This window comes from Pseudomonas sp. YQ_5 (genome assembly GCF_043103305.1).
GTDB classification, from domain to species: Bacteria; Pseudomonadota; Gammaproteobacteria; order Pseudomonadales; family Pseudomonadaceae; genus Aquipseudomonas; species Aquipseudomonas putida_Y.
The window spans coordinates 41,164-60,249 of record NZ_JBICJS010000049.1; the positions used below are offsets into that span (position 1 = coordinate 41,164).

At 60.3% G+C, this 19,086-nt stretch carries 17 protein-coding genes and 2 tRNA genes; 1 reads left to right on the forward strand and 18 read right to left on the reverse strand.

Annotated features, from left to right (window positions below; all coding sequences use genetic code 11):
- Positions 1-169: 169 nt before the first annotated feature.
- The 14 genes from rpsO to rlmE all read right to left on the reverse strand — a co-directional run bounded on the left by rpsO (position 170) and on the right by rlmE (position 13,167).
- Positions 170-439: a 30S ribosomal protein S15 gene (gene rpsO / locus ACF8EA_RS11280; RefSeq protein ID WP_003249971.1), complete on the reverse strand. Its 270-nt coding sequence runs from the start codon at positions 437-439 to the stop codon at positions 170-172.
- Between the two features lie 147 nt (positions 440-586).
- Complete coding sequence (gene truB / locus ACF8EA_RS11285) at positions 587-1,504, reverse strand: tRNA pseudouridine(55) synthase TruB (RefSeq protein ID WP_003249968.1); 918 nt, start codon at positions 1,502-1,504, stop codon at positions 587-589.
- A gap of 3 nt (positions 1,505-1,507) precedes the next feature.
- The gene (rbfA, locus tag ACF8EA_RS11290) at positions 1,508-1,906 is read right to left on the reverse strand and encodes a 30S ribosome-binding factor RbfA (RefSeq protein WP_252460792.1); all 399 of its coding nucleotides are present in this window, start codon (positions 1,904-1,906) and stop codon (positions 1,508-1,510) included.
- Positions 1,907-2,022: 116 nt separating this feature from the next.
- Positions 2,023-4,551, reverse strand: a complete 2,529-nt coding sequence (gene infB, locus ACF8EA_RS11295) for a translation initiation factor IF-2 (protein WP_021784326.1) — start codon at positions 4,549-4,551, stop codon at positions 2,023-2,025.
- Positions 4,552-4,578: 27 nt separating this feature from the next.
- Entirely contained in the window at positions 4,579-6,060 is a 1,482-nt protein-coding gene (gene nusA / locus ACF8EA_RS11300; protein ID WP_003249963.1) for a transcription termination factor NusA, read from the reverse strand.
- 59 nt (positions 6,061-6,119) lie between these two features.
- A complete protein-coding gene (gene rimP / locus ACF8EA_RS11305; protein WP_003249960.1) occupies positions 6,120-6,578 on the reverse strand; it encodes a ribosome maturation factor RimP in 459 nt (152 codons plus the stop codon).
- Between the two features lie 129 nt (positions 6,579-6,707).
- A tRNA-Met gene (locus ACF8EA_RS11310) sits at positions 6,708-6,784 on the reverse strand.
- 100 nt (positions 6,785-6,884) lie between these two features.
- Positions 6,885-6,970, reverse strand: a tRNA-Leu gene (locus ACF8EA_RS11315).
- A gap of 21 nt (positions 6,971-6,991) precedes the next feature.
- On the reverse strand, positions 6,992-7,390 hold the full coding sequence (gene secG / locus ACF8EA_RS11320) for a preprotein translocase subunit SecG (protein ID WP_103463067.1): 399 nt from the start codon (positions 7,388-7,390) through the stop codon (positions 6,992-6,994).
- Positions 7,391-7,394: 4 nt separating this feature from the next.
- Positions 7,395-8,150, reverse strand: coding sequence for a triose-phosphate isomerase (tpiA, locus tag ACF8EA_RS11325; protein ID WP_367251148.1), 756 nt, complete (start codon positions 8,148-8,150; stop codon positions 7,395-7,397).
- A gap of 65 nt (positions 8,151-8,215) precedes the next feature.
- Positions 8,216-9,556: a phosphoglucosamine mutase gene (gene glmM / locus ACF8EA_RS11330; protein WP_021784328.1), complete on the reverse strand. Its 1,341-nt coding sequence runs from the start codon at positions 9,554-9,556 to the stop codon at positions 8,216-8,218.
- A gap of 16 nt (positions 9,557-9,572) precedes the next feature.
- Complete coding sequence (gene folP / locus ACF8EA_RS11335) at positions 9,573-10,424, reverse strand: dihydropteroate synthase (protein ID WP_392522054.1); 852 nt, start codon at positions 10,422-10,424, stop codon at positions 9,573-9,575.
- A gap of 8 nt (positions 10,425-10,432) precedes the next feature.
- Positions 10,433-12,337 carry an ATP-dependent zinc metalloprotease FtsH gene (ftsH, locus tag ACF8EA_RS11340; protein ID WP_021784330.1) on the reverse strand — a complete coding sequence of 635 codons (1,905 nt, stop codon included), beginning with the start codon at positions 12,335-12,337 and terminating at the stop codon, positions 10,433-10,435.
- A 206-nt stretch (positions 12,338-12,543) separates the two neighbouring features.
- Positions 12,544-13,167: a 23S rRNA (uridine(2552)-2'-O)-methyltransferase RlmE gene (gene rlmE / locus ACF8EA_RS11345; protein ID WP_021784331.1), complete on the reverse strand. Its 624-nt coding sequence runs from the start codon at positions 13,165-13,167 to the stop codon at positions 12,544-12,546.
- 102 nt (positions 13,168-13,269) lie between these two features.
- Here rlmE and yhbY point away from each other — a divergent pair, with 102 nt between their 5' ends.
- Positions 13,270-13,578, forward strand: a complete 309-nt coding sequence (gene yhbY, locus ACF8EA_RS11350; RefSeq protein ID WP_003249945.1) for a ribosome assembly RNA-binding protein YhbY — start codon at positions 13,270-13,272, stop codon at positions 13,576-13,578.
- A 12-nt stretch (positions 13,579-13,590) separates the two neighbouring features.
- On the opposite strand, the gene ACF8EA_RS11355 is transcribed toward yhbY, so the two are convergent.
- The 4 genes from ACF8EA_RS11355 to carA form a co-directional block, all read right to left on the reverse strand.
- Positions 13,591-14,040 carry a hypothetical protein gene (locus ACF8EA_RS11355; protein WP_028697604.1) on the reverse strand — a complete coding sequence of 150 codons (450 nt, stop codon included), beginning with the start codon at positions 14,038-14,040 and terminating at the stop codon, positions 13,591-13,593.
- Positions 14,018-14,500, reverse strand: a complete 483-nt coding sequence (greA, locus tag ACF8EA_RS11360) for a transcription elongation factor GreA (protein ID WP_013974292.1) — start codon at positions 14,498-14,500, stop codon at positions 14,018-14,020. The genes ACF8EA_RS11355 and greA overlap by 23 nt, the downstream gene beginning before the upstream one ends.
- The gene (carB, locus tag ACF8EA_RS11365) at positions 14,497-17,718 is read right to left on the reverse strand and encodes a carbamoyl-phosphate synthase large subunit (protein ID WP_028697606.1); all 3,222 of its coding nucleotides are present in this window, start codon (positions 17,716-17,718) and stop codon (positions 14,497-14,499) included. Before carB ends, greA begins: the two co-directional genes overlap by 4 nt.
- Positions 17,719-17,823: 105 nt before the next feature.
- Entirely contained in the window at positions 17,824-18,960 is a 1,137-nt protein-coding gene (gene carA / locus ACF8EA_RS11370) for a glutamine-hydrolyzing carbamoyl-phosphate synthase small subunit (protein WP_003249935.1), read from the reverse strand.
- Positions 18,961-19,086 lie beyond the last annotated feature (126 nt).

Below are 19,086 nucleotides of genomic sequence, written 5' to 3' on the forward strand. Positions count from 1 at the left end.
ACCGTCCAGATACAACACGAGGCTGGGAGCCTGGCACCAAACGGAAAAACCGCTCAGCATTGCCAGGCTGCCAACCTCGGAGATACGCGTGGCATGTCCAACGGCAGCGCTGCAAAACAGCCCTGCCGAAGCCTGCGACACCCCACGCACACCACTGACCAGGCCGCTATTAGCGACGCAGGCCCAGGCGACCGATCAGGGCGCTGTAACGAGTGGTGTCTTTGCCCTTCAGGTAATCCAGCAGCTTACGACGCTGGTTGACCATACGGATCAGACCACGACGGGAGTGGTGGTCTTTATCGTTGGCCTTGAAGTGGCCTTGCAGCTTGTTGATGTTGGCGGTCAGCAGAGCAACCTGCACTTCCGGGCTACCGGTATCGCCGGCGGCTTGCTGATATTCGGCAACGATCTGAGCTTTTTCTTCAACGCTGAGGGCCATTTGGCTTCTCCTGATAACGGATCCCGCATGCGGGATCCAATAGGCCAGGGACAAATCCCTGTATTAATAAAAAAGGTGTGACCGTGCCTACTGACAGCCACCCTTGATGCCGTGGGGCTCGGCAACTGCCTGGCCCCGCGGTTTCGGTCATTCCGACCGAATCAGCCGACGCGGCGCAATGCGCCCGTCTTCGCTCACTTCACCTATACCGATGAAGCGCGCATTGTGATCCTGTACCCGGACCATGCCAAATTGTGGCGCGTCCGGCGCGCGTACAGCCTGCCCATGCAGCCAGTAGAACGCACTGTGTTCCGACAGGCTGACCAACGGCCAGTCCTGTAGCCCGCTGTCCGATGGCATCAGGAAGCGGTCGAGCGCTTCGTTGCCACCTTCGGCATGGGCCTGTTCGAGTTCCTCGAGGGTGACCGTCTGTGCCAGCGCAAAGGGCCCAGCCTGGGTCCTGCGCAGCTCGGCGACATAGGCGCCGCAACCAAGGGCTTCACCGATATCCTCCACCAACGTGCGGATATAGGTGCCTTTGCTGCATCCTACGCTCAGCCGTGCACGGGTGCCTTCGCACTCGAGCAACTCCAAGCGGTTAATAGTAACAGAACGCGCCTCGCGCTCCACTACCTCTCCTGCACGTGCCAGTTTGTACAACGGCTGGCCGTCACGCTTGAGCGCCGAGTACATAGGCGGTATCTGGCTGATCGGGCCGCGAAAACGTGGCAGCAGCGCCTCGATGTCGGCGCGACCAACGGTCACGTCGCGGGTCTGCAGCACCTCACCCTCGGCATCGCCGGTGTTGGTAGTCTGCCCCATCTGCATGACGGTTTCGTAGCCCTTGTCGGAATCGAGCAAGTACTGCGAAAACTTGGTCGCTTCACCGAAGCACAGCGGCAACACGCCGGTTGCCAGCGGGTCGAGGCTACCGGTGTGGCCGGCCTTTTCCGCGTTGAGCAGCCAACGCACCTTCTGCAAGGCGGCATTGGAAGTGAAGCCCAGCGGCTTGTCGAGCAGGATGATGCCGCTGACATTGCGGCGGATACGTTTGACCTGGGCCACCACTTACTCCTTGGTGTCCGACTCGTCGGCTTCCTTGTGCAGGCGGTCTTCGGCCACTGCACGTTCGATCAGCGCCGACAGGTGCACACCACGGCTGACACTTTCATCGAAATGGAAGTGCAGCTGCGGCACGCTGCGCAGTTGCATCGAACGCCCCAGGTGCAGCCGCAGGAAGCTGGCAGCACTGTTCAATGCCTTGAGCGACTGCTGCACGGCATCCGGGGTTTCCTCGCCCATGACGGTGATGAACACCTTGGCATGGCCCAGGTCACGGCTCACGTCCACGGCGGTGATGGTCACCAGACCGACACGCGGGTCCTTGACTTCGCGACGGATCAGCTCGGCCAGCTCGCGCTGCATCTGATCGCCAATACGTTGGGTACGGCTATATTCTTTGGCCATTCTTGCTACCTGTAACTTAAAGCGGCAAACGCCCGGACAGACGAATGCCTGACCGGGCGCTACCTGAAGAGGTACCGCAAGCCGCCCTGTAGCAGGCGCTTGCGGCTCGCTCGCCCTTAAAGGGTACGAGCCACCTGGACTTTCTCGAAGACTTCGATCTTGTCGCCGACCTTGACGTCGTTGTAGCTCTTGACGCCAATACCGCACTCCATGCCCGAACGGACTTCGGAGGCATCGTCCTTGAAGCGACGCAGCGATTCCAGCTCGCCTTCGAAGATCACAACGTCATCACGCAGTACGCGAATCGGACGGTTGCGGTACACGGTACCCTCGATGACCATACAGCCAGCGATGGCGCCGAACTTCGGCGAACGGAACACGTCACGTACTTCGGCGACACCCAGGATGTTCTCGCGAACATCGCTGCCGAGCATGCCGGTCAGGGCCTTCTTGACGTCTTCGATGATGTCGTAGATCACGTTGTAGTAACGCATATCCAGACCTTCCTGCTCGACGATCTTGCGCGCACCGGCATCGGCACGCACGTTGAAGCCGAACAGTACAGCATTCGAAGCCAGCGCCAGGTTGGCATCGCTCTCGGTGATACCACCGACGCCACCACCAATCACGCGCACTTGCACTTCGTCGTTGCCCAGGCCGCCGAGCGAACCCTGCAGCGCTTCCAGAGAACCACGCACATCGGTCTTGAGAACGATGTTGAGGGTTTTCTTCTCTTCCTGACCCATGGTCTCGAAGATGTTTTCCAGCTTGCCGGCGTGAGCACGGGCCAGCTTGACCTCGCGATACTTGCCTTGACGGAACAGGGCAACTTCACGGGCTTTCTTCTCGTCGGCAACCACGGACAGCTCGTCACCGGCTTCCGGAGTACCGTCCAGGCCGAGGATTTCGACCGGGATCGACGGGCCGGCTTCCTTCACAGGCTTGCCGTTCTCGTCGAGCATGGCGCGTACGCGGCCATAGTTGGAACCGCACAGGACCATGTCGCCCTGACGCAGGGTACCGTCCTGAACCAGGATGGTCGCCACCGGGCCACGGCCCTTGTCCAGGCGCGATTCGACGACCACGCCACGACCTGGGGCGGTCGGGGTAGCGGTCAGCTCGAGGATCTCGGCCTGCAGCAGAACGGCTTCGAGCAGCTCGTCGACACCGGTACCCATCTTCGCCGAAACCTTGACGAACGGCGTGTCACCACCCCAGTCCTCAGAGGTAACGCCTTCGACGGACAGCTCGTTACGGATGCGATCGAGGTCAGCACCTGGCTTGTCGATCTTGTTCACCGCAACGACCAGCGGAACACCGGCTGCCTTGGCATGCTGAACGGCTTCGCGGGTTTGTGGCATCACACCGTCGTCCGCCGCCACCACCAGGATGACGATGTCGGTCGCCTTGGCACCACGGGCACGCATCTGGGTAAACGCAGCGTGACCTGGGGTATCGAGGAAGGTGACCATGCCGCGGTCGGTTTCCACGTGGTAGGCACCGATGTGCTGGGTAATACCACCGGCTTCGCCAGCGGCAACCTTGGCACGACGGATGTAGTCGAGCAGCGAGGTCTTACCATGGTCAACGTGACCCATGACGGTAACCACCGGCGCACGCGACTCGGTCTGGCCTTCGAACTTCAGCGATTCGGCCAGGGAGTCTTCCAGGGCGGTATCGCTGACCAGCGTGACCTTGTGGCCCAGCTCTTCTGCGATCAGCTGAGCGGTTTCCTGGTCGAGCACCTGGTTGATGGTGACCGGGGTACCCATCTTGAACATGAACTTGACCACTTCAGCGCCCTTGACGGACATCTGGTTAGCCAGCTCGGAGACCGTGATGGTCTCGCCGATGGTCACGTCACGGATGACGGGGCCGGTCGGGTTCTGGAAGCCGTGCTGATTACGCTTTTTCAGCTTGCTCTTGCCACCGCGGCCACGACGAGCGCCATCGCTCTCTTCGTCGGTAGTGCGCGGAGCCGCACGTGGAGTCGGCGCTTTTTCCTTCTCCTTGACCTTGACCTTGATCGACACACGAGGTGCTTCGCCACGACGACGGTCGTCATCACGGGTACGGCTTTCGTTGCGACGGGTCTCGTCTTTCTTGCGCTCTGCAGCGCGGGCTGCGGCGTCTTCAGAGGCCGGGGCGTCTGCGACTACCGGGGCCGGAGCAGCGGCAGGCGCCGGCTCTGGCTTGGCGGCAGGTGCAGGAGCGGCGGCTGCGGAGCCGGCCGCCTGACGGCGAGCCTGCTCTTCGTTGCGCTGGCGAACTTCGGCCTCGACCTTGTCGCGAGCGGCATTTTCAGCCGCGCGGCGCTCATCTTGCTCACGCTTCTGCTCAGCCTGGATTTCTTCAGGGCTGCGCTGAACGAAAACTTTCTTCTTGCGTACTTCTACGCTGATGCTTTTGCTACCGGCGACACGCAGGGTGCTGGTGGTTTTGCGCTGCAAGGTAATCTTGCGCGGCTCTTCCGCCTTGCTCTTGTGGCTGCTTTTCAAATGAGTCAGCAGGGTCTGCTTCTCATTGTCGGTCACTACCTGACCGGCGTCGGTGTGCGGCAGACCTGCCTCACGCATCTGCTGCAGCAGGCGCTCTACCGGTGCCTCGACCTCTTGGGCCAGTTCTTTCACCGTGACTTGCGTCATGCACTTCTCTCCTCAGGCCGCGCCTAATTACTCGAACCAGTGGGCTCGGGCGGCCATGATCAACTTGCCGGCACGCTCTTCGTCGATGCCGTCGATGTCGAGCAGATCGTCGATCGACTGCTCGGCCAGGTCTTCGCGGTTAACCACGCCGCGCACCGCCAGTTCAGCCGCCAGGTCTTTGTCCATGCCCTCAAGGGAGAGCAGGTCTTCGGCCGGGTGGGCGTCTGCCAGTTTTTCTTCGGTAGCGATGGCCTTGGTCAACAAACGGTCCTTGGCTCGAGCGCGGAGCTCATTGACGATATCTTCGTCAAAGCCATCGATGTTGAGCATTTCTTCCAACGGTACGTAGGCAATTTCTTCAAGGCTGGTGAAGCCTTCGTCGACCAGCACTTGGGCCAGCTCCTCGTCGACTTCCAGTTCCTCGATGAAATTGCGCAGGATGTCACCGGTTTCGGCCTGTTGCTTGGCCTGGATGTCCTTTTCGGTCATCACGTTCAGGGTCCAGCCGGTCAACTGACTGGCCAGGCGAACGTTCTGACCGCCACGGCCAATGGCCTGGGCCAGGTTGTCCTCGGCGACGGCGATGTCCATGGCATGGGCATCTTCATCAACGATGATCGCCGCGACTTCAGCCGGCGACATGGCGTTGATGACGAACTGCGCCGGGTTATCGTCCCAAAGGACGATATCCACACGCTCACCACCCAACTCCCCGGATACGGCCTGGACGCGCGAACCACGCATGCCGATGCAGGCACCTTGCGGATCGATACGCTTGTCCTTGGAGCGGACGGCAATCTTGGCTCGCGAACCCGGATCACGGGAAGCAGCCATGACTTCAATGAGGCCCTCGGCAATTTCCGGCACTTCAATGCGGAAAAGCTCGATCAGCATCTGCGGCGCAGTGCGCGACAGGATCAGCTGTGGGCCACGGTTTTCAGTGCGAATTTCCTTGAGCAGCGCACGCAGGCGCACGCCAACACGGAAGGTTTCGCGCGGAATGATGTCTTCGCGGGCCAGCAAGGCCTCTGCGTTGTTGCCCAGGTCAACGATGACGTTGTCGCGGGTAACCTTTTTTACGGTACCGGAGATGATCTCGCCAACGCGCTCACGGTAGGCATCGACCACCTGGGCACGCTCGGCCTCACGGACCTTCTGCACGATGACCTGCTTGGCGGTCTGGGCGGCAATACGACCGAACTCGATGGACTCGATCTTCTCTTCGATCACGTCACCGACCTTGGCTTCAGGGTGGGTGTCCTTGATCTTGTCCAGCCAGGTCTCGATCGCCGGATCATCAAGATCGGCTTCGTCGACCACGGTCCAGCGACGGAAAGTCTCGTAGCTACCCGTGTGGCGGTTGATTTCCACACGTAGGTCGACTTCGTCTTCAAAACGTTTTTTGGTTGCAGTGGCCAGGGCCACTTCCAGCGCTTCGAAAATGACGCCGGGCGGTACACCTTTTTCGTTGGATACCGATTCAACAACCAGCAGTACTTCTTTGCTCATCGTACGCCTCGCCTTGCGCAAGCCATTGGGCCCGGATAGTCCGCCGGGCCCGGCACGTCTCAGTCAAAACTGGGAATAATATTGGCCTTGTCGATCGAGTCGATCGGTAACAGGAACTCCTGGTTGTCCACCTGGACCACCACATCCTGCTCCTCCACACCGCGGAGAAGGCCCTGGAAGTTACGACGACCCTCGAAGGGTGAGCGCAGCTTGATCTTCACTTGTTCGCCGGCATGCGAGGCAAACTGTTCCAGCGTGAACAGTGGGCGATCCATGCCTGGAGAAGACACCTCGAGGGTGTACTCACTGCTGATTGGATCTTCTACATCGAGGATTGCGCTGGCCTGACGGCTGACTGCTTCGCAGTCGTCCACCAGAATACCGCCTTCCTTGTCGATGTAGATGCGCAGTACCGAATGCTTACCCTGGGAAACGTATTCGATCCCCCAGCACTGATAGCCCAGACCCTCGACAACCGGGGCCAACAAGGCCTGCAACTGTTCTAGCTTGCTCGACACCTGAACCCCCTCGTGCATGCTGTGCAAATAAAAAATGGGCGAAGCGCCCATCCCTGAAAGCGCCGTAGGACAACGACGCCGAAACTGTTCGGTTAGCAAAAAGCCCCTGAAAAGGGGCTCCGCTGAAGCTGGTTGCGGGGGCTGGATTTGAACCAACGACCTTCGGGTTATGAGCCCGACGAGCTACCAAGCTGCTCCACCCCGCGACAAAGCTGGGGCAAAAGTATAAGACCGAACCCTGTTGAGGGTCAAATCCAAACATTCACCTACAAGAAAGCCCGCTAAAGCGGGCTCTCAAGCTTTAATTGGTACCGAGAAGGGGACTCGAACCCCTACACCCTATGGGCACAACCACCTCAAGGTTGCGTGTCTACCAATTCCACCACCTCGGCAATACTACTACTTGAAACCCGTTACTTCTGCTCTTGAGCCGGAGGAGGTACATCACCCGTATTATTGGTGGTTTCGCTCTTCTGCTGTTGGAGCACCGGTACATCATCATTAACTGCCGGTTTCTGCGGCTCTTTCACTTCTAGCACTGCTGGATCTGGAAGACCTGCTTGGCTAAGCTGGTGAGCTTGTTGCTTCGCGAAGTATCCTAACCCAAGTGCTGTCAAAAAGAAAGTGGCAGCGAGTACAGCAGTTAATTTACTTAGGAACGTTGCAGAGCCTTGGCTCCCGAACACGGTGTTTGAGGCACCCGCGCCGAAAGATGCACCTGCTTCAGCACCTTTACCCTGTTGCAACAGAACCAGCACTACAAGCGACAGCGCTGCCAACAGATGAAAAACAACGATGACTGTTTCCAGCATTTGTTCAGTTTCCTGCGGCGCGACAAATTGCACCGAATTCGTCTGCGTTCAGGGAAGCCCCACCAATGAGCCCCCCATCGATATCCGGCATGCCGAACAGTTCGGCCGCATTGGCCGCCTTCACGCTGCCGCCGTATAGCAACTGCACCTTCGCAGCCACTTCAGCATCTTCTGCCGCCAACTGGCTGCGGATGGCTGCGTGCACATCCTGAGCCTGCTGCGGCGTGGCCGTAAGGCCTGTACCGATGGCCCATACAGGCTCATAGGCAATTACTGCATCGGCAAAAGCCTTAACACCGAATGCTTCGATGATACTGCTTAGTTGACGCCCGACAACTTCGAGCGTTTTGCCAGCTTCGCGCTCTTCAAGGGTTTCCCCTATGCAAAGCACTGGTTTCAAGCCTTTGGCCTGGGCCGCTGCAAACTTGCGATTGAGCACTTCGTCGGTTTCACCAATGATCTGGCGACGTTCCGAATGACCAATCAACACCAACTTGCAACCTGCTTCAACCAGCTGCTCGGGAGCAACTTCCCCGGTCAGCGCACCCTGTTCGGGTTGTACAGCAGAATTCTGTGCGCCGACAGTAATTTCTTTGCCTGCCAGCCCATCGATCACTTGATTGATGAACAAGGCCGGTGGAAATACGGCGACTTCCACTCCGCTCGGCAAGGCGAGATTGCTCAAGCCTTTGGTCAGCTCAGCGACGCTAGCGCGGGTACCGTGCATCTTCCAGTTACCAGCTACCATAGGGCGACGCATGCTTTACCTCGTCGGTCAAAGTGGGCGCAGATCTTACCCAACCAGATCTGCGCTGGCAAGCGCCTTCAGACACAAACTTCGCTGACCAGTTTGGCCAGCGCTTCAGCATGGGCCCGCACCTGGCTTTCGTCTTCGCCCTCAACCATGACCCGCACCAACGGCTCGGTACCGGACTTGCGCAACAGCACACGACCACGCCCCGCCAGCGCCTCGGTAACCTTGGCACTGGCTTCCTTGACGGCGGGATGCTCCAGCGGGTCGACCTTGCTGGCGCCAAAGCGCACATTGATCAGCACCTGCGGACACTTGCGCAGTGCCTGACGGGCCTGAGCCAGGGTTTCGCCACGGCGCTTGAGCGCCATCAGCACCTGCAGCGCGGCAATGATCGCGTCGCCGGTGGTGGTGTGGTTGCAGCACACGACGTGACCGGAGTTTTCACCGCCGACCAGCCATTGACGCTCCAACAGCTCAGCCATGACGTAACGGTCGCCGACCTTGGCCCGCACAAACGGGATGTCCAGGTCCTTGAGCGCCAGCTCCAGGCCCAGGTTACTCATCAGCGTGCCGACCACCCCGCCTTGCAGCTTGCCATGCTCCTGCAGGTCGCGAGCAATGATGAACAGCAGCTCGTCACCGTCGACGATGGCACCCGTGTGGTCGACCATCAGCACGCGATCGCCGTCACCGTCAAAGGCAATGCCGAGATCGGCATGCCCGACCAGTACAGCGGCCTGCAGCGATTCGATGTGTGTCGAGCCGCAACCTTCGTTGATGTTCAGGCCGTCCGGTTGCGCATGCAGCACGGTCACGTCGGCACCCAGCTCACGGAATACGCTGGGCGCAACCTTGTAGGTAGCACCATGGGCGCAGTCGACCACCAGCTTGAGGCCATCGAAGCTGGTGCTGCTCGGCACGCTGCTCTTGCAGAATTCGATGTAGCGGCCGGCGGCATCGTTGATACGCGAAACCTTGCCCAGCTTGCCCGACTCGACAACGGTCATCGGTTGGTCGAGCAGCTCCTCGATCATCAGCTCGACCTCGTCCGGCAGCTTGGTGCCCTGGCCCGAGAAGAACTTGATGCCGTTGTCATCGTGTGGGTTGTGCGAGGCACTGATGACGATGCCGGCTTCTGCGTGGAAGGTGCGCGTGAGGTAAGCGATGGCCGGTGTCGGCATCGGCCCGAGCAGCAGCACATCGGCACCTGCTGCGGACAAGCCGGCTTCGAGTGCGGACTCGAACATGTAGCCGGAGATACGCGTGTCCTTGCCCACCAGCACGCGGCAATGGCCTTGCTTGCGGAAGGCCATGCCGGCCGCCCAGCCGAGCTTCAGCATGAATTCAGGCGTGATCGGGTATTCCCCGACGCGGCCACGAATGCCGTCGGTACCAAAGTATTTTCTGCTCATAGGGACTCCAATATTCTTATTCGGCGTTTTGCACTGCAGCGATCATGCGCACCACATCGACGGTTTCAGCCACGTCATGTACACGAAGGATGCTCGCCCCCTTGGTCATGGCCAACGCCGCCAGCGCAAGGCTGCCGTACAAGCGCTCGCCGACCGGACGTTCCAGCGTCAGGCCGATCATGCTCTTTCGTGAAACGCCCACCAGCAGTGGGCGCCCAAGGCGATAGAGCGCTTCCATGTGCTTGAACAGGCTCAGATTGTGCGCCAGTGTCTTGGCGAAACCGAAGCCCGGGTCAAGGATGATTCTGTCCGCGTCGATGCCCGCTGCTGCGCAGGCAGCCATCCGCTGTTCAAGATAACGCGTGACGTCAGCAGTCACGTCCTGGTAATGCGGATCATCCTGCATGTTACCTGGCTCGCCACGCATGTGCATGAGGCACACCGGCAGACCGGTGTCCGCTGCAGCGTCCAGGGCGCCATCGCGCTCCAGGGCCCGTACGTCGTTGATCAGCCCGGCACCAAGGCGTGCAGCCTCGCGCATGACGGCAGGTGTGGAGGTATCGACCGAAATGACCACATCGAGGCGACTGTTGACGGCCTCGACCATTGGCGCCACACGCTCCAGCTCCTCGGTGACCGACACTGCACGCGCACCTGGGCGCGTGGACTCGCCACCGATGTCGATCAGCGTTGCACCGGCGGCAAGCATGGCCTCGGCATGGCGCAGGGCCTCGTCGCGCTGACTGAAGCGACCGCCATCGGAGAAGGAATCGGGGGTGATATTGAGAATACCCATGACATGGGTATGCGACAAATCAAGAACCCGGTTGCCGCAAGGCAACCGGGTCGGGTACTGCACTGAGCTCATAGATGCCCTTAGTGTTCTGCCGCTGGGCCGCCGATTGGCGATTCCGGACGATCATCCTGGGCAGCAGGCGTGCCCGAGTGCTTGTCGTCGTCCCAATCACGCGGTTCACGTGGTGTGCGCCCAGCCATGATGTCGTCAATCTGATCGGCATCGATGGTTTCATACTTCATCAGCGCTTCGGTCATTGCCTCGAGCTTGTCGCGGTTGTCGATCAGCAACTGCTTGGCAGTGGCATAGCACTGATCGATGATGCTGCGCACCTCGGAGTCGATCAGTTTGGCAGTCTCGCCGGACACACTGGCATGCTGGCTGCCAGCACTACGGCCGAGGAACACCTCGCCCTCTTCCTCTGCATACATCAGCGGGCCGAGCTTCTCGGACAGGCCCCATTTGGTCACCATGTTACGAGCGAGCTGGCTGGCACGCATGATGTCGTTGGACGCGCCGGTGGTCACGCCATCGAAGCCCAAGGTCATCTCCTCGGCGATACGGCCGCCATACAGCGAGCAGATCTGGCTGATCAGCGCACGCTTGGACAGGCTGTAGCGGTCTTCTTCCGGGAGGAACATGGTCACACCCAAGGCACGACCACGCGGGATGATCGAAACCTTGTAGACCGGGTCGTGCTCAGGCACCAGGCGACCGACAATGGCGTGGCCGGCCTCGTGATAGGCGGTGTTTCTCTTTTCCTTTTCGGACATGACCATGGTCTTGCGCTCGGCGCCCATCATGATCTTGTCCTTGGCCAGCTCGAACTCCTTCATTTCGACCAGGCGCTTGTTGGAACGCGCGGCAAACAGCGAAGCCTCGTTGACGAGGTTGGCCAGGTCGGCGCCGGAGAAGCCTGGGGTACCACGTGCGATGACCGCCGGGTTGACGTTCTCGCCGATCGGCACCTTGCGCATGTGCACCTTGAGGATCTGCTCGCGGCCACGGATGTCCGGCAGGCCAACCACCACCTGGCGGTCGAAGCGGCCCGGGCGCAGCAGCGCCGGGTCGAGCACATCCGGACGGTTGGTAGCGGCGATGACGATGATGCCATCGTTCATCTCGAAGCCGTCCATCTCCACCAGCAACTGGTTGAGGGTTTGTTCACGCTCGTCGTGACCGCCGCCCATGCCGGCGCCACGATGGCGACCAACGGCGTCGATTTCGTCGATGAAGATGATGCACGGGGCATGCTTCTTGGCCTGCTCGAACATGTCGCGGACACGGCTGGCACCGACACCCACGAACATTTCCACGAAGTCCGAACCGGAAATGGTGAAGAACGGCACTTTCGCTTCGCCCGCAATGGCCTTGGCCAGCAGGGTCTTACCGGTACCGGGCGGGCCAACCATCAGCACACCGCGCGGGATACGGCCACCCAGACGCTGGAATTTGCCCGGATCGCGCAGAAACTCGACCAGCTCGCCAACCTCTTCCTTGGCCTCGTCGCAGCCGGCAACGTCAGCCAGGGTGGTCTTGACCTGGTCTTCGGACAGCAGGCGCGCCTTGCTCTTGCCGAAGCTCATCGGCCCGCCCTTGCCGCCCGCACCACCTTGCATCTGGCGCATGAAGAACATGAACACGGCAATGATCACCAGGATCGGGAAGCTCGCCACCAGCAACTGCGTCCAGATGCTCTGTTGCTCAGGCTGCTTGCCTTCGACGACCACGTGGTTGTCGACCAGATCGCCGATCAGGCCATTGTCGGTGATGGCCGGGCGCACAGTCTTGAAGTTGTCGCCATCGGTGCGCTTGCCAGTAATGATGTAGCCATCGACGGTCACACGCTCGACCTTGCCATCCTTGACCTGCTGGATGAAGTCGGAGTAGTTGAGGGTCTGCGGCTCGTTAGGGCTGGAGAAGTTGTTCATCACTGTCACCAGGACAGCTGCGATGATCAACCACAGGATCAGATTCTTTGCCATGTCGTTCAATTAGCTACCCTCTGAGGCCGGCGCACGACGCAGCCGTGCCTCGCATGATATTCATCGCCCTAACTTACTACATTACCTACGCAGCCGCAGGCACCGTCTGTAACCCTTTGTGAAAGCTAGACTACACGAAGTTCGGACGATCCTGACGCAGCGGCCGATTGGAATTAACTATCGACCACCCCGCTTCACACCTTTCATTACCCTTTGAAGCCCCTGCCCAACAGGTATTGCTCCCGGGAACGGTCCCGCGACGACGACGGCTTGCGCATTTGCACCTTGTCGAACTTGCTGCGCACGTCCTTCAGGTACACGTCAAAACCTTCGCCCTGGAAAATCTTGATCAGGAAGTCGCCCCCGGGCTTGAGTACACGGGTCGCCAGATCGAGGGCCAACTCGCAGAGGAACATGGCACGCGGAATGTCTACCGCGGGCGTACCACTCATATTGGGGGCCATGTCGGAAATCACAAGGTCTACATGCGAATCGCCGACCGCTTCGAGAATGCGCTGCAGCACTTCGTCCTGGGTGAAGTCCCCCTGAATGAAGGTCACGTCGGCGATCGCGTCCATTTCCAGAATGTCCGAAGCGATCAGCCGACCTTGGCCACCAATCAGACGACTGGTCACCTGGGACCAGCCACCAGGGGCCGCGCCGAGATCGATCACGCTCATGCCTGGGCGGATAAGGCGGTCCTTCTCCTGGATCTCCAGCAGTTTGTAGCTCGCACGCGAGCGATAGCCATCCTTCTGCGCCTGCTTCACAAAAGGGTCGTTGAAATGCTCTCGCAGCCAGTTTGCGCTGCTTTTGGAACGTTGTACCACGGGGCACCTCGATGATATGCGTCGTGATTGACTGGGCGGAGCCGGTGGCCCTCGGGTAAAATGCCGGTCAATTTTACAGAATCAGACGGAAAGGGTCAGATTATGCCGCTCAATAACGAGCAGAAGAAGCAATACAAGTCCATTGGTCATGACCTGAAGCCGGTCCTGATCGTTGCTGGCAACGGTTTGAATGAAGGCGTCATCGCCGAACTGGAGCGCGCGCTGGTCGACCATGAGCTGATCAAGGTCGAGATTCGCTCGGAAGACCGCGAGGAACGCGCCGAAACCATCGCCGAGCTGTGCAAGGCCGGCCGCGCCGAGCTGGTGCAGACCATCGGCAAGAAAGCCCTGATCTACCGCAAGAACCCACAGCCGAACAAGCAGCTGTCCAACATCCACCGTTACAAGTAACGGTAGCTCCGATCAGTGGCGCGGTGAACGCGCCCTGACCGGTACCGGCTGGGCCACCAGCACGATGCCGGAAAAACCCAGCACCAGGAAGCAGAACATCTGCCAGCGCTCACCCACGGAAATACCGTAGCGCAAGGTGTAATACCCCACGCAGGCACCGAAGCCGAGCAACAGCATCTGGCCGCGGAACTGCCGCCACCAGGCAGCCAGGCCGTCCACCCTCGCCAGCACCGCCAGCTGAGTCAACAAGCCAAGCATCGCCACGCCGATCAACCAGCGGTCGATCTGCCCGGCAACATCCTGCACCAGCAGCGGCGCCAGGCCACTGACCTTGAGCGCAGGCACCAGCCCCACATGGAACACCCACAGGCCACCGACCCAGAAAACCTGGGCCAGCTGCCAGAGGATCCCCTCAAGGGATGGCGCCCGCAGGCGCCGGTCAGATGTGCTTGACTTCGACAATCTCGTACTCGACCGTGCCGCTAGGCGTCTTGACGACGACAGTATCACCTTCTTCCTTGCCGATGATGGCACGGGCAATGGGTGCGCCGCTCGACAGCTTGCCCTGCTTCACGTCGGCTTCATCCTCGCCAACGATCTGGTAGGACACCTCTTCATCGGTTTCGGTGTTGGCCAGTACCACAGTGGTACCGAAAATCACCTTGCCGGTGTGAGGGATAGTGGTCACATCGATGACCACCGAGTTCTGCAGACGGCCTTCGATATCTCGGATACGCGCTTCGACCATGCCCTGCTCCTCACGGGCTGCATGATATTCAGCGTTTTCCTTGAGGTCACCCAGCTCACGTGCCTCACCAATGGCCTGACTCAGGCGCGGGCGCTCGGTCTTGCTCAGAAACAGGTGTTCCTCTTCCAGGGCGCGAGCGCCCTGGACGGTCATCGGGTATTTGGTAATGCTCATGCTTTCAGTCCTGCATGCAGATCTTGCAAGCGACGAACGGTCTTTTCCGGACCGAATTTCAGCGCTTCGCAGATGGCTTCACCAGCCGCAATGGTAGTGGTGCAGTAGATCTTGTGCTGCAACGCATTGCGACGAATCGAGTAGGAGTCGGCGATCGACTGGCGACCTTCGGTGGTATTGATGATCAGCGACACTTCGTCGTTCTTGATCATGTCGACCACGTGTGGGCGACCTTCGGTCACTTTGTTCACACGGCGCACTTTCAGGCCAGCCGCCTCGATAACCTTGGCGGTCCCGGCAGTGGCAACCACTTCGAAGCCCAGGGCGATCAGGTCGCGGGCAACGCCAGCCACTTGTGGCTTGTCGTCGTCACGCACGCTGATGAACGCAGTACCACCGGTCGGCAGCACTTCGCTTGCACCCATCTGGGCCTTGGCGAAGGCTTCACCGAAGCTGTCACCGACACCCATCACTTCACCGGTCGATTTCATCTCAGGGCCGAGGATCGGGTCAACCCCTGGGAACTTGGCGAACGGGAAGACGGCTTCCTTGACGCTGTAGAAGTTCGGGATGATTTCCTGGGTGAAGCCCAGCTCTTTCAAGGTTTTACCCGCCATGACACGGGCTGCGATCATCGCCAGGGACGTGCCGATGCACTTGGACACGAACGGTACGGTACGCGAGGCACGCGGGTTGACTTCGATCACGTAGATCTTGTCGCCCTGCAGGGCCAGCTGCACGTTCATCAGGCCGACCACGCCCAGCTCCAGGGCCATTTTCTTGACCTGAACGCGGACTTCGTCCTGCACTTCCTTGCTCAGCGAGTAAGGTGGCAGCGAGCACGCCGAGTCACCGGAGTGAACACCGGCCTGTTCGATGTGCTGCATGATTGCGCCGATGACCACGTCGGTGCCGTCGCACACCGCATCCACGTCCATCTCGATGGCGCAGTTGAGGAAGTGGTCGAGCAGTACCGGGCTGTCGTTCGACACTTGTACTGCTTCACGCAGGTAGCGCTTGAGCTCGTCCAGTTCGTAGACGATCTCCATGGCACGGCCGCCCAGTACGTAGGACGGACGCACGACCAGCGGATAGCCGATGCTGCCCGCAGCACGGATGGCTTCTTCTTCGCTGCGCACGGTAGCGTTTGGCGGCTGCAGCAGGCTCAGGCGCTGAACCATCTGCTGGAAGCGCTCACGGTCTTCGGCGCGGTCGATGGCGTCAGGGCTGGTACCGATGATCGGCACGCCAGCTTCTTCCAGAGCGCGGGCCAGCTTCAGCGGGGTCTGGCCGCCGTAGTGAACGATCACGCCCTTCGGCTTCTCGACGCGGCAGACTTCCAGCACGTCTTCCAGGGTCAGCGGCTCGAAGTACAGGCGGTCGGAAGTGTCGTAGTCGGTGGAGACGGTTTCCGGGTTGCAGTTGACCATGATGGTCTCGTAACCGTCTTCACGCAGCGCCAGGGCTGCGTGTACACAGCAGTAGTCGAACTCGATACCCTGGCCGATACGGTTAGGGCCGCCACCCAGGATCATGATCTTGTCGCGGGTCGACGGGTTGGCCTCGCACTCTTCCTCGTAGGTGGAGTACAGGTAGGCGGTGTCGGTGGCGAACTCGGCGGCGCAGGTGTCGACGCGCTTGTACACCGGGAACACTTCCAGCTTGTGGCGGTGGCGACGCAGGTTCTTGTCGGTGATACCCAGCAGTACTGCCAGACGCTGGTCCGAGAAGCCCTTGCGCTTGAGGCGCAGCATGTAGTCCTTGTCGATCGACGACAAAGCCAGGGTCTTGACCTTCTCCTCTTCCTTGATCAGGTCTTCCATCTGCACCAGGAACCACATGTCGATGCCGGTCAGATTGAAGATTTCTTCGCAGGTCATGCCCGAACGCATGGCGTCAGCCACGTACCAGATACGCTCGGCACCCGGCACGGTCAGTTCGCGCTTGAGGATGCTGGCGGCTTCCGGGCTGGCCAGGTCGACTTTCGGGTCGAGGCCGCAGGCGCCGACTTCCAGACCGCGCAGGGCTTTCTGCAGGGATTCCTGGAAAGTACGGCCGATGGCCATGACTTCACCCACAGATTTCATCTGGGTGGTCAGGCGGGCGTCGGCTTTCGGGAATTTCTCGAAGGCGAAGCGTGGCAGCTTGGTGACGACATAGTCGATCGACGGCTCGAAGGACGCCGGGGTGCGACCGCCAGTGATATCGTTCTGCAGCTCGTCGAGGGTGTAACCAATGGCCAGCTTGGCGGCGATCTTGGCGATCGGGAAGCCGGTGGCCTTGGAGGCCAGGGCGGACGAACGCGATACGCGCGGGTTCATCTCGATGACGACCATGCGGCCGGTGTTCGGGCAAATGCCGAACTGGACGTTGGAACCGCCGGTTTCCACACCGATTTCACGCAGCACCGCCAGCGAGGCGTTGCGCATGATCTGGTATTCCTTGTCGGTCAGGGTCTGTGCCGGGGCAACAGTGATCGAGTCACCGGTGTGCACACCCATCGGGTCGAAGTTCTCGATCGAGCAGACGATGATGCAGTTGTCCTTTTTGTCGCGGACCACTTCCATCTCGTACTCTTTCCAGCCGATCAGCGACTCGTCGATCAGCAGCTCTTTGGTCGGCGACAGGTCCAGACCGCGGGTGCAGATTTCTTCGAACTCTTCACGGTTGTACGCGATACCGCCGCCGGTGCCGCCCATGGTGAACGACGGGCGAATGATGCATGGGAAGCCAAGCTTCTCGAGGACCGCATTGGCCTCTTCCATGCTGTGGGCGATACCGGAGCGCGGGCATTCCAGGCCGATGTCCTTCATCGCCTTGTCGAAGCGCGAGCGGTCTTCAGCCTTGTCGATGGTGTCGGCGTTGGCACCGATCATCTCTACGCCGAACTTCTCCAGAACGCCGTGGCGCTCCAGGTCCAGGGCGCAGTTCAGTGCGGTCTGGCCACCCATGGTCGGCAAAACGGCGTCCGGGCGCTCTTTTTCGATGATCTTGGCCACCGACTGCCACTTGATCGGCTCGATGTAGGTGGCGTCGGCCATGGCCGGGTCGGTCATGATGGTGGCTGGGTTGGAGTTCACCAGGATGACGCGGAAACCTTCCTCGCGCAGGGCTTTACAGGCCTGGGCGCCGGAGTAGTCGAATTCGCAGGCCTGGCCGATCACGATCGGGCCAGCGCCGAGAATCAGGATGCTTTTGATGTCTGTACGTTTTGGCATGGTGGTCACTCAAATCCGGGGTCAGTCGGCAAGCCGCTTTGAACAATCTGGGTCAGGCGCTTCCGGGCGCGGCAGATGCCGGCCCGGGGCCTTGAAGCAGGATGCTCAGCGGCGCTTGGCCATGGCATCGGTGAAACGATCGAACAGAGGCGCGACGTCGGTCGGGCCTGGGCTCGCTTCAGGGTGGCCCTGGAAGCTGAACGCGCTCTTGTCGGTACGCTCGATACCCTGCAGGGTGCCGTCGAACAGCGACTTGTGAATGGCGCGAACGTTACCCGGCAGGGTCGCTTCGTCAACGGCAAAACCGTGGTTCTGGCTGGTGATCATGACCACGCCGGTATCCAGGTCCTGGACCGGGTGGTTGGCACCGTGGTGGCCGTGGCCCATTTTCACGGTCTTGGCGCCGGAAGCCAGGGCCAGCAGCTGGTGGCCGAGGCAGATGCCGAATACCGGAATCTCGGTTTCGAGGATTTCCTTGATCGCCTGGATCGCGTAGTCGCACGGCTCGGGGTCACCAGGGCCGTTGGACAGGAACACGCCGTCCGGGTTGAGTGCCAGCACTTCGCTGGCCGGGGTCTGGGCTGGCACCACGGTCACGCGGCAGCCACGGGCTACCAGCATGCGCAGGATATTCAGCTTGACGCCGTAGTCGAAGGCAACCACGTGGTACGGCAGGTCGGCAGCGTCGATGGTCGGGTGGCTGTCGGTTTTCAGCTCCCACACACTGGAGCGCCACTCGTAACGCTCCTTGGTGGAGACGACCTTGGCCAGGTCCATGCCCTTCAAGCCCGGGAAGCCGCGGGCAGCAGCGATGGCGGCTTCTTCGCTGATGTTGTCACCCGCCAGAATGCAGCCGTTCTGGGCGCCCTTTTCACGCAGGATACGGGTCAGGCGACGAGTGTCGATGCCGGCGATGGCGACGACGTTGTTGGCCTTGAGGTACTCAGGCAGCGACTGGGTGTTGCGCCAGTTGCTGGCCAGCAGCGGCAGGTCACGGATGACCAGGCCAGCGGACCAGACGCGGTTCGACTCGGCGTCTTCCGGGGTAGTGCCGGTGTTGCCGATGTGCGGGTAGGTCAGGGTAACGATTTGCTGCGCGTAGGAAGGGTCTGTAAGGATTTCCTGGTAGCCGGTCATAGCGGTGTTGAATACCACCTCACCAACGGTCTGACCGTCGGCACCGATGGCTTCACCGCGGAAAATACTGCCGTCGGCAAGGGCGAGTATGGCTGGCTTTGTCAAGAAGACCTCCCGTAAATCAAGCATGAAAGGGCGATCGCAGGTTGCAAAAAAGCGGAGTGACGTATGGACACGTCACCCCGCTTTCATGTGCTGAATTCAATTCGCTGCGCGCTTTTAGTGGACACA